Annotated in this window: 8 protein-coding genes and 1 tRNA gene; 4 read left to right on the forward strand and 5 right to left on the reverse strand. The window is 56.6% G+C overall.

Annotation, left to right across the window (positions count from 1 at the left end; translation table 11 throughout):
• Positions 1 to 231: 231 nt before the first annotated feature.
• The 4 genes from AEQ63_RS06730 to AEQ63_RS06745 all read right to left on the reverse strand — a co-directional run bounded on the left by AEQ63_RS06730 (position 232) and on the right by AEQ63_RS06745 (position 6,690).
• Positions 232 to 2,553, reverse strand: coding sequence for a hypothetical protein (locus tag AEQ63_RS06730; RefSeq protein ID WP_064362325.1), 2,322 nt, complete (start codon positions 2,551 to 2,553; stop codon positions 232 to 234).
• 25 nt (positions 2,554 to 2,578) lie between these two features.
• Positions 2,579 to 2,653 (reverse strand) — tRNA-Lys (locus AEQ63_RS06735).
• Between the two features lie 152 nt (positions 2,654 to 2,805).
• The gene (locus AEQ63_RS06740) at positions 2,806 to 4,425 is read right to left on the reverse strand and encodes a nuclease domain-containing protein (protein WP_064362327.1); all 1,620 of its coding nucleotides are present in this window, start codon (positions 4,423 to 4,425) and stop codon (positions 2,806 to 2,808) included.
• A 3-nt stretch (positions 4,426 to 4,428) separates the two neighbouring features.
• On the reverse strand, positions 4,429 to 6,690 hold the full coding sequence (locus AEQ63_RS06745; RefSeq protein ID WP_177330590.1) for an McrB family protein: 2,262 nt from the start codon (positions 6,688 to 6,690) through the stop codon (positions 4,429 to 4,431).
• Between the two features lie 674 nt (positions 6,691 to 7,364).
• Between AEQ63_RS06745 and AEQ63_RS28600 the strand changes: the two genes are divergently transcribed.
• From AEQ63_RS28600 to AEQ63_RS06760, 4 genes are read left to right on the forward strand one after another with little or no spacing between them, the layout of a single operon-like run.
• The gene (locus tag AEQ63_RS28600; protein WP_161806069.1) at positions 7,365 to 7,541 is read left to right on the forward strand and encodes a hypothetical protein; all 177 of its coding nucleotides are present in this window, start codon (positions 7,365 to 7,367) and stop codon (positions 7,539 to 7,541) included.
• Positions 7,542 to 7,601: 60 nt separating this feature from the next.
• Entirely contained in the window at positions 7,602 to 8,117 is a 516-nt protein-coding gene (locus AEQ63_RS06750) for a GNAT family N-acetyltransferase (RefSeq protein ID WP_042609959.1), read from the forward strand.
• 36 nt (positions 8,118 to 8,153) lie between these two features.
• Entirely contained in the window at positions 8,154 to 9,194 is a 1,041-nt protein-coding gene (locus AEQ63_RS06755) for a GSCFA domain-containing protein (protein ID WP_064362331.1), read from the forward strand.
• Entirely contained in the window at positions 9,163 to 9,852 is a 690-nt protein-coding gene (locus tag AEQ63_RS06760) for a hypothetical protein (protein WP_064362332.1), read from the forward strand. Before AEQ63_RS06755 ends, AEQ63_RS06760 begins: the two co-directional genes overlap by 32 nt.
• Positions 9,853 to 9,895: 43 nt before the next feature.
• Here AEQ63_RS06760 and AEQ63_RS06765 read toward each other — a convergent pair whose 3' ends face one another.
• A complete protein-coding gene (locus tag AEQ63_RS06765; protein ID WP_064362334.1) occupies positions 9,896 to 10,765 on the reverse strand; it encodes a TauD/TfdA dioxygenase family protein in 870 nt (289 codons plus the stop codon).
• Positions 10,766 to 10,773: the final 8 nt, after the last annotated feature.

Below are 10,773 nucleotides of genomic sequence, written 5' to 3' on the forward strand. Positions count from 1 at the left end.
ATCCCGTTACGGTCAGTAGCGGGATTTTTTCAGTCGAATGATCGGATGGGGAATCTACGGCAATATCGGAGGTAGAGGTTTAGCGGCTGACCTGGCAATGGATCTCAATTCCGCGTGGAAACCACGACAACCTCGTAACATCTTGTTACGTGTAATGTATATTATGTTAAATCATGGATGCGAATAGCCTCAGGCTTCAGATATCACATCCACCACTCCCAGCCTCTCAGTCTAAGCAACGCCATTCGTTTGCAGCTTCAACAACCAATGTCTCTCGGTAGTCCATCCGATAAAAACCTGAGCACCTTCGCTTGCTTGGCGAGCCTCGGTCAACGGTGTGCCAGAAGCTGCTACTCGCAATCCTCTAATCGCCGGCAGGAACCTTTCACGAAATGCACTAGGCTGAGTCGCGAAATGAGCTTCGATACGTTCAATCGCGAATTGCATTTCTGCCTCACCGAGCATCGCTAGATAAAACACCATCTGCCGCCAGGCATAAGCCGTATTTTTAATCATCACCATGCTGCTGTGATAAAGGCGCAATTTCATCTGTTGGCGTACGCATATCCATTTGAAGCATTCCTCAGCCATCGAAGCCAGGCGATCCTGCAATAGCGCTTTCAACCCAAGCTCACCAAATAAGAGCGAGAGGTTTTGTGTCGTCAGGATCTGTTGTTGCTCAATGATTTTCCCGTTAGTCGCCGGTCGCCATGCCCCCAGGCCCTCATCAGCGCGCTGGGAGCACAATCTGGCCAATGCGTCCCTGTTACTAGCGTCAGGCCTGGAGAACCTTTTGCGCCTGGATTTCGGTTGATCAGGAAGCATCGCCAATTGGCTTGCATCAATGTCGTAGTAATTGGCGTATAGCGTGCCACCTGTCAAAGATGCCGCCTGCCTGGCAGCTCTTATGTACTTGTTCGAGAAAGCGCCCATGAAAATGTCCGAGGCGACTTCTTCCACAAAAGGCAGATCCAGCTTGGCCATCGCCGCAAGCGCGGCAAATTCCTGAATCAGTTTGTTGGGCAGGATCGCTTGAGGAAAAGCGCAAAGAGTCATTGCTGCGGATTGGATCAGGAACTGTTTCGCTGCCTCAGCGACCACCGCGTCCGTTTCTCGCTGGTCTTCAACAGCCGCCACCCACGGCAATTCCTTCATTTTGACCTGGGTTTGCAGATCCAACAGCAACAATGATCGGCGTTGTCGAAAGGCGCGATAGGTTGCGACAGACAGCATCCGCAGCGACGTATCGCGAAATCCTGCGCTGCAGATCTCAGCCGTTATCGCTGGCAGCAGACGCGCCACGGTATCACCAGATGTAATTAATCCCTTCTCGATCAATTCAGCAATTGTGCCCTTTCGACACCGCTCGACGCGTCGACGAATATCAGGAGGAATGCCGATACCTGTTAACAGCGAATATGCGGTCGCTTCTTCGCAGGTAACGGGTTGCAACAGAGATGAAAAGTCGGAAACTCCGTCCGAACCGGGATACCTGCTCAGACGTGCGGCAACCGCTTTAGCAAATAAATGGTGCCCGGGTGAGGACACGTGACTGCGTTGAGACTCTCTGTGCTTTTGATGAGATTGGGATTCGGGATGACCATGCTTGCGTACGAAATCGTCGACGATCCTGCGAATTCGTCCGACTTGCCGTCCCGTAAGCGACGCCGCATCGCTAGCGCAACTCCCCAGCAGTGCAAACAACTCCCCTACCCGATCCCTTGAGCTTTCAGCTTCACCTGAAGCGCTGGGGCAAGAAGCATCGAACTGCCGCTTCAGAATATTCGCCTGCTCGAACCAGCCCTCGGGGTACCGGCGACAAGGCCAATCATCCTGATACGTTACAAGGAACAGCGACACCGCCGAATCGTAAAGCGGTAAACAAGTTTCCACGACATGCTTCTGCACTGCCACGCGCGCCTGTGCCGGGCGATTTGAAAGCACGGCTCTGACATCCCCAACAGTAAAAACCTGCACTTGAGCTGTTGAAAGCGGCAAACCGTCAGAAGCCATCGGAAAGAATCGCAGCTGTTCAAAGAAAGGCGCTATCGCTTCAACCAGGTCCCATGCGTTCTCTGTACGTTGCTGCCCCAGCAACCAGGCCACCGTCAGCAGTGCAGCTTCTTCGGGCACCTCGATTCGATAATCCCCGCTCGCCAGCTTCGTTTGCAGTACCTCGATCCCCTCCTCCGTAAGGTGCCAAGTGTTGAGATCGAGTCGCTCGAAGCCAGGACGGATACCAGGAATCGAAGCAGCCAACTGTCGCTCGTACTCGGTCAGTGCACCGCCGGCCAAGAACTGCCCAGTGGCGAAACCTCCAGTGACGACTTCCAGCGTGACCCACTCAGGCACATCCGCGAATGGAGTTCGTGAGCCATACGACGCCGATCCCTGCAATATGTGCTCGATTACATTGCGCCAGCGCTCGATGCGCTTGCTCGTCTGTCCGTCATTGTCGAGGCCCGGTGCAGTGAGTGCTCGAGACAGTTGAAAGGCTGCATAGCCGGCACCTATGCCGGCGTTCGCATTCGATTCCCTATCGTCCCTGAGCATGAGTCCTTCCGAGCCTGCGATGTTGTGGGTCCGGGGGCTGGATTCGAACCAGCGCCCACCCGGTTAAGAGCCGAGTGTTCTACCGCTGAACTACCCCGGAACAGAGCGCGGATTGTCTACGAGCGTTGAACGATTGTGAAGATCGAAAACATTGCCGCTTGTGAACCTGAACGGTCGCACCGGCGTCGCGAACCAATACGCCGGGAGCCGAAGACTTTATTTCGGGTTGTGGGATTGTCAGCGAGTTTAGCGCTACTGTGCGAAATCGATTACTTCGCCGTTCCAGTAGCAATTGTACGCGCCGGAGCGTCCGCGATTGAGACTGCACAAAATACGTTTGAGCTCGATCCCCAGCGCCTCCCCTTCTGATTCAGCCCCGATTTGCCAAGCTCCGACCCCATAGTCCGCATGATAGGTCGGGCTGACAAGCGACATAACTTTGTCTGCCCGTGGTATCAGCAGCAATGAGACGTCAGGCTTGATGCCCTTCCACTGGAGACTGTCGTGATAAATGTGCGCTGACTCCATTGCATCCAGGACGCTGGCGCGGGCGCTGCGATACTTCGCGTCGAAAACCAAGAAGCGCTTCGCCGAAGGCGAGTCCAACGTCACGACGATGTCCGGATATCGCTCTCGCGATAAGCTTTGAAAACCGCGATGCGCAGGTTGATCAATCGCTGGGCATCGGACTTGGTAACACGCCTCAACGGTCACATCAGCCGCTATTCCCCGCCACACGATTTCTTTTAGACCCACCGATCGATATTCACGACTCCAGACGAGTTCAGGAAACTGACGTCGCAGCTGTGAGACTACAGTTACAAAGCACCACCGCTCATAAATCTCCCATGTTGGGCTGATCCACAGCGTCTCATCAGGATCCTTTCCAAACCAGCCTGAACGCAACGCGTACCAACCAAACCGATAAGCTCGCGCATATGCGGGGTGAGCAGAGATCGCATTCAATCCAGCAGCCGATAGACGCCTGGCAGTCACGATGCAGAAAGGTCTCGCGCGTTGAAGCCGTTGAAGCTTGCTAGCAAGCGACTCGGTGAACGCGATTCGACGTACGAGCCTTGGCGTTAATGCTGATCGGGTATCGCAGACCACTTCAGTGGCAGCTGCATGCTGAAGCCCCCTCACCACCTGCCGACACCGCCTAAGGAGATCGAAGAGAACGAGTCCAATGGCCTGATTGGCCGGATTGTCCTCTTCCTCGTAAGATTTGCTGACCTCGAAGCGAACAGTATTCAAGGCCGGACGCTGAGTGCTGGCAGGATGCAAGAGTGCCTGTCCCGTTGGCCCTCTGAGTGCCTTATGCACGGATGCGGAGTCCAACCGCTTGACCGTGTGCGCACTCACCGACGTGCGAACACTCTTCAAGGTTGTTAACGGCCGCTGAGATATCTGTTTGAGCGCGCGGTGAAACCGATCTCCATAGCGCCTCAGCCTCGCATACTGCAGATGCGCGTTGGTTAGCGCTCCATCATGGCCAACTCCAAACTGAGCCTCTTCTGTGCCCATAACGAGAGCCGGGTCGAAATCCAGTATCGCCTTAACCATGGCAGCGAATGCCTGACCTCCGAGCTTATTATCAGCTGCCGAAACGTCCAGCCGGTAAATGGCGGCAGTTCTCCCTCGGTCATCCAGAAGCTCTGCCACGACCTCTCCTGCATAAAAGCCTGGCGACCATAACCAAGCACACGCCTCGTTTTCGTCGACCGTCTTGATCAAGACGTCATCAATGTAGAAAGAGAAGCCTTCAAGCGCGGTAAAACGATAAACCTTCTTCTCCATAAAACCTGGGTTCAACTGACCTGGGTGCACGTCAAATCGAGCGTCCCCCTGCTCTACCTGCAAGATGATCGACATGGTCTACCGCCAGAATCTGGTCGAGCCGGAGTGAGCCAGATCGTCAGCCATTTCTTTGACTTTGCGCATCGACATTCCCAACCCCGCATTTTTGAGCGTGGTATGGAGCAATGTGAACACCTCCTGAAGTCGAGGGCTGTCTTCACCGCGCAATTTGGGGAGTATCTTCGAATAAATGGCATGGTCGAGTGCTCGTGAGAACTCGATGACACCACCCGCCTGCGTTTGCTGCAGATAGCCAATCACATCGTTGAGCGTGCGCCACCCGAAATGCAGTCGAGCTGGGCGAAGCACATCCATGAGTGAGGACATGAGATTTCTGACGATTGAAATCTGTTCATCCTCAAGCGAGCTCTTCTGCCAGCCAGGAAATGCTTTGACCTCAATGTCCCAAAACTCGATCACAGACGCTCGATCAAGCACCTTGTCGCTCAACCCATGAGTGGTCTCATCCATGTTCACGGTGCCGATGATCACGAGGTTGCTCGGATACGGAATGCCTGGAGGAACACCATCGATCTCGTCAACTTGACCGTGAAAGACGATCGTTTCGCCGGTTTCCATCGCTGAAAGCAGAGGCGCCAGATATTGTTCCGGATGAGAGAGGTTCATTTCATCAAGAACCAGTGTGTAGGGCTTCGTCGGGTTGGCGCTTGCCTGCAGGAGGAAATCCAGAACGCCGGTACGCACATATGCGTCAGACTCCAGCGGATTAACGTAACCCAGCAGACTCGTGTAGTCGTGCCAGCCTGGCTGGACAGGAACGATCAGCAACCCTTCACTTGGCTCGGGATCGTCCTGCCACAGACTGAGCGCATAATTACGGGCAAGTTGCGTTTTTCCCGCACCGCTTAAGCCTGTGAGTACCGCGAAATGGCGCCTCGGATGCCCCCACAATCCAGCATCAAGTTGTCCAATCAGCTCTTCTGGAAAGCGAAATTCTTGATCAAATCGCGCAATCAAGGCGCCTAGCTTAGGCCTCTCGATATCGATATCGAGCTGTACCGGAGGTATTTGAGCCAAGGAAGGGCTGATGTCTGGAATGCTCGCAAGACCCTTTGGTTCCCAGTGAATGCGGTTAACCCACTGTCTGCCCCTTTCAGTGAGGCTGAGCACTTTCTCGTAGATCGTGGCTAGATCAAGGTACCTGAACCAACTAATAATTGCTGAGGGGGCGAAATCAGACTTCCATCCAGGATTTGCCTTTCTGAGAGTGAGGATGGCCTCACGGTTGGATAACGGTGAGTCACGCAATGCCACTAGCAAATAGTCAAACCCCAAGATGCGGGTGATCATCCAGTCAATGATCTCATCTGGGTCACCCGACTCCAGAAATGCCTCGCCGCGGGGTGTTAATTGCAGGTTATTTCCGTTGGCACGCAGCACGCCCCATTCGGCGATCAGAGCGTTCAGCTGAGTGTTGCAAGTCGACGTTTTTGATTGAGGGCTGATCGATTGCAAGTGTTGGATGAAGTCTTCACGAGTGCATCCATCTGTTGCAAAGTCGATCATGCTTTGAATGGTGGCTGTGCCTCCGCCAATCGCCAGCAGACCGCGCCTCCTCCTTTCAGGAGGCAAGGGCTTGAGTACTTCGTCACCTGTCTCTAAGTCGGATATTTCGGTGGCTTCGCCTTCTGGGTTCTGAACATAGTTGACGAACATTAGCCAAGGCAACGTCAATCGTGAGACGCCCTCCCTGGAATAAACGTCAGCCACTTCACCCAGCACTTCATTTAACCGGTTCAACACGAGTCGGTGCAGATGACGTCTCTGACCGCTCAGTGGAAGCCCCAAGGCATGCGCCAGCTCTCGCAGTTTCCGATGATGCGCTATCGACGTGAAAGCACCTGGACAAAGCAACGCGAAGACGCGGTACATTTTGAGTCGAGGGTTTCTTTTGGTCAGCGCACCAACCGCGGACGCAATTTGCGACCAAGCTTCAGCGATGAGCATCTCATTCTCAGTAGGATCCCGGGTCTGCGCGTACTTTTGCTTCAGTTGCCAGAGGCTTTCTGCGATTTCCGAATTTTCGGCGACCGCAGATATGTTGATGCGCCCCATGCCTGTTGCCGAAACAGCCTCGGTATCCCAGAGCGCGAGTTGGAAGTCCTTGCTTATGAACTCCTCATGGGACACATCCCTGACACGCACCAACCATTTCTTGAATTCGGTGATCCAGCTTTGATTACCCGCCAAGGACATCACCTGCTCCTGGAGGCTAATACACGCAGTCCTCAGTTGTTCGTCGTCCTTAAGATCCAGCAAGTCCATTCTCCCCAAGCGATATTTATAGATGGCGAGATAATGTCACTGCTGCGGGCTGGAAGCCAGATCCGACCTTTGACGTAGCAGGAGGTAAGCGAGAGCATTTCACTATCTCTCACCCTGCATGACCTAGTCGTAGGCTGACGCACCGGCTTGATGGGTTAGCCATTATCCTGGAGCTTAATCGTTTTGAGCGGGCCAAAGCGGATTACAGGGATACGCTGGGATTTTTCCGCAAGGAGGACCTATGCAGCATTTTTTCAGTTGGGATACCCGTCGCGGCAACCATGATTGCACTGCCGACATTCAGCTCGGGTGACCCATATGAGCCTTGGCGGATTTGCACCGGACTTCTGATAGGCGCCGTCTCATCGCTGGCTTCCAGAGATATGGGCCGCAAGCCTAAAACCATCGCATCCTACCTGGTGGGCAGTGAAAAAATTTCGAGATACTCAGGCCATACGCTTCATCGCAAGTTTGAGGAGTTCATAAACGACTAGCAGGCATAACTGAAGCCCTAACGGGTTCCATGTTCAAATCTGACGGCCTTACACGGTCGATTCGCGTTCAGATGTCCGATGCGCGTCACATCCGCTCCGCATTACGTAAGAAGTAGGCTGGCCTGATACATGAACGCCTGAACTGATGGCGTTGCACCTTTCAGGATCACGGCTGTGGAGAACGCAACCGCGGCGAAAATGGAAAAAACCAGCGATGCTCCGACGGCAATTCAGGATTTACGAATTATCACATGTGCTGCCAATACCTTTGAGAGCTGCTTTATTAACGGTGTCAAGGGCAGCGCGGTGATGTCGCTGAGAATACGCTCACGAAATCCGCTGCATCATTGATCTTTCGCGCCACACCCAGTAAAAACTGTCTTCCCTTTCCGCCCTTGCAAGGAGCTGCGGATGCTTGAGCTCACCACGCAACGCCTGGACCTGCGCACGATGGTCGAATCCGACTGGCCGCTGTTCCTCAGGCTGCATTCCGAGCCGCAAACCATGCAGTATGTGTTCGGTGAAATCGCCGAGGACCAGGTGCGCAAAGGCTTCGAGCATCGGCTTCCGGCCTGGGGGCCGCAGTCGGATCACTGGTTGTGTCTGGTGGTGATCGACAGGGCCAGCGGGCAGGAACTGGGTGTGACCGGATTCCGCATCCTGTCGCCGGGGCATGCCGAGGTGGGTTGCCTGCTGTTGCCCGAGCATCAGGGCAAAGGCTTTGGCACCGAGTCGCGGCAGGCGATCATCGACTATGCCGCGGCCATCGGCCTGGACTCGTTGGAGTCGACCGTGACCGACGGTAATATCGCGTCATGCAAGGTTCTGGAGAAATGCGGTTTTGTATTCGAGCGCCGCGTGCCGCAGGCCTATCAGATTGGAGATCGGTGGTTTGACGACCTGATCTACCGCTATCAAATCAGCTGACCGGTTTTATCAGCGACCGCCAAGGAGGCCCTCCTCGTGAACCCTTATCAGTGCCTGCCACCCCGCGCTTTCTGGCGCACCGCCGTGGCTGACAAGCCCGCGCTGAACATCGATCAACTGTGGACGCCACAATTCGAGATCGGCAACAAGGACGCCATCGTCACCGCCGGCTCGTGTTTCGCCCAGCACATCGGCCGGGCGCTGGGCGAACGCGGCATGAACTGGCTGGATGCTGAACCGGCCCCGCCCGGACTGCCCGAAACCGACTGGAAGGCCCATAACTATGGAGTTTTCTCGTTTCGTACCGGCAATCTGTACACTCCGGCGATGCTGTGCCAATGGCTGGAATGGGCGCTCGGCGTGAGCCTGCCACCCGACGAAACCTGGGCCCATGACGGGCGTTTCTTCGACCCGTTCCGCCCCGCCGTGGAACCCGACGGCTTTGCCAGCGAGGACGCAGTGTTCGCCTCGCGTGAAGCCACCCTCGATGCCATCCGCACCGCCCTGCGCCGCGCCAAAGTGTTCGTGTTCACCCTGGGCCTGACCGAAGCCTGGCAGAACCGCCAGACCGGTCTGGTGTATCCCGTGTGCCCCGGCACCGTGCGCGGCACCTTTGATCCGCAGCTGCACTGCTTCTGCAACTTCGGCTTCATGGACACCTATGGGGACATGGTCAGGGCGCTTGAGTTGATGCGTTCGATCAACCCGCAACTGCGCCTGCTGCTCACCGTGTCACCGGTGCCCCTGACGGCGACCGCCACGGGCGAGCATGTGTTGAGCGCCACCACCTATTCCAAATCAGTCCTGCGCGCCGTTGCCGGGCAGCTGTGCGAAGACCTGCACGACGTCGACTATTTCCCCTCCTTCGAAATCATCACCGGCACGCCTTTCAAGGGCGCGTTCTACCAACCCAACCAGCGGGAGGTCACGCCTGAAGGCGTGGCATTTGTCATGCGGCAGTTTTTCGCCGGGCTCGATGCGGTTCAACCGCTGCAGGCGCCGACCAGCGTTGCCTCCACCTGCGTGTCCAGTGAGGAGCTTGTCTGTGAAGACGCCGTGCTCGATTACTACGCCTAGGTTTCTGCTGCTGGGCGATTCCCATGCCGGGGTCATCGGCAAGGCAGCGCAGGCCCGCGAGTTGCCTTTCAGTGGCGGCCCGCTGGGCACCGGCCGGGATTTCGCGGTGGATTTTTTCAGCCTGACCCGTCATGACGTGGCGTTTCGGGACGTCGAGATGGAGCGCCTGTATCGCCAGGCCCTTGAGCCATTCGAAGTACCGCAACTGGCGAAGGTCGGGGTGCCGCTGGTAAGTACCATCGGCCTGAGCCTGCACTATCTCGCCACCGCGCCGAACTGGACCTGCTACCAGACGCCGGACGGCGAATTCGACGAAGGTTTTCTCACCAGGCCGCTGTTCGAGTCCATCATCGACACCTTGTCCCGGCCTGCGCTGGCGTTTTATGAACAGGCCCGGGCGCTGAACCTCAAGGTGTTCGCCGTGCTGCCGCCGCAGCGGGTGCCAGAGCTGTCCGACCCACGCGTGTTCATGGCCGCGCAGGCGCTGCTGATCGAGCGCCTGCAAGGGCTCGGCATCGAGCTGATCGACGTGCGCGCGGCGGCGAATGATGAGCTGGGTTTTCAGCTTCCGGCGTACTGCGAGGTGGATGACCCGTTGCACGGGAATCTGGCGTTCGGCGAGTTGATCGTCGAGCAACTGCTCAAACAAGGTCTGTGAATGAGCGGTGGGAGCGGCGCCCTCTCCCACCGGTTTTTTAGACTCAAGCCTTGGGCTGCGTCCCCAGAATCGTCACCCGCTCGCCATACCGCGAGTGCGGAAAATAATCCCAGACCGCATGGTGCTGTGTGCAGCGGTTGTCCCAGAACACCAGGCTGTTCGGCGCCCAGCGCACGCGACAGCTGACGACCGGTTCGCGGGCGACCAGGTCAAACAGCATGTTCAACAGTACCTGACTTTCACCGTCAGACAACTGGACGATGTGCGAGGTGAACCCGGAATTGACGAACAGCGACTTGCGCCCGGTTTCCGGGTGGCGAACCACCACCGGGTGTTCGGTTTTCGGCAGATTGGCCGGCGCCTCATAGCCCTTCCACGGAATCGCACCGTCATGGATCGCGGTCAATTCTCCGAGAAACTGCTGCATCGTCGGCGACAGCATTTCCAGCGCCAGGTGCATGTTGGCGAACAGCGTGTCGCCGCCGGTGCCGATGGCCGGGGTTTCCTTGACGTACAGCATCGAGCCCATGGACGGCGCCAGATCGGCGGTGCCGTCGGTGTGCCAGGTTTCGCCGGCCACGTAGCGCGATTGCGCATTGGCGCGGATCACCACCAGCTCCGGGTCATCGCCGTCGATGTCTTCCACCGGCAGAGCCCGCAGCTCACCGAACAGCCGGCCAAACGCCTTGTGTTCGTCCACCGTCAGGTGCTGATCGCGGAACACCACCACGTGGTTCTCCAGAAAGGCCCGGCGGATTTCCGTGAGCTGCTCGTCGCTCAGCGGCTGCGAAAGATCGACGCCGCCGATCTCGGCGCCGATGATCGGCGTGATCCGCTCGACCGTGATGTGCTGATACGGCGCGCGCCGTTCGGCGGCGATGCGCTCGATTGCCTTGAGTGCCAACTGATCCATGTTCCCTC

The organism is Pseudomonas sp. RIT-PI-o (assembly GCF_001297215.1).
Taxonomy (GTDB): Bacteria; Pseudomonadota; Gammaproteobacteria; order Pseudomonadales; family Pseudomonadaceae; genus Aquipseudomonas; species Aquipseudomonas moraviensis_A.

Bases quoted from the DNA above. Each gene is read 5' to 3' on its own strand.
- AEQ63_RS06730 (WP_064362325.1), bottom strand. From the start codon at position 2,553: ATGCTCAGGGACGATAGGGAATCGAATGCGAACGCCGGCATAGGTGCC.
- AEQ63_RS06740 (WP_064362327.1), bottom strand. From the start codon at position 4,425: ATGTCGATCATCTTGCAGGTAGAGCAGGGGGACGCTCGATTTGACGTG.
- AEQ63_RS06750 (WP_042609959.1), top strand. From the start codon at position 7,602: ATGCTTGAGCTCACCACGCAACGCCTGGACCTGCGCACGATGGTCGAA.
- AEQ63_RS06765 (WP_064362334.1), bottom strand. From the start codon at position 10,765: ATGGATCAGTTGGCACTCAAGGCAATCGAGCGCATCGCCGCCGAACGG.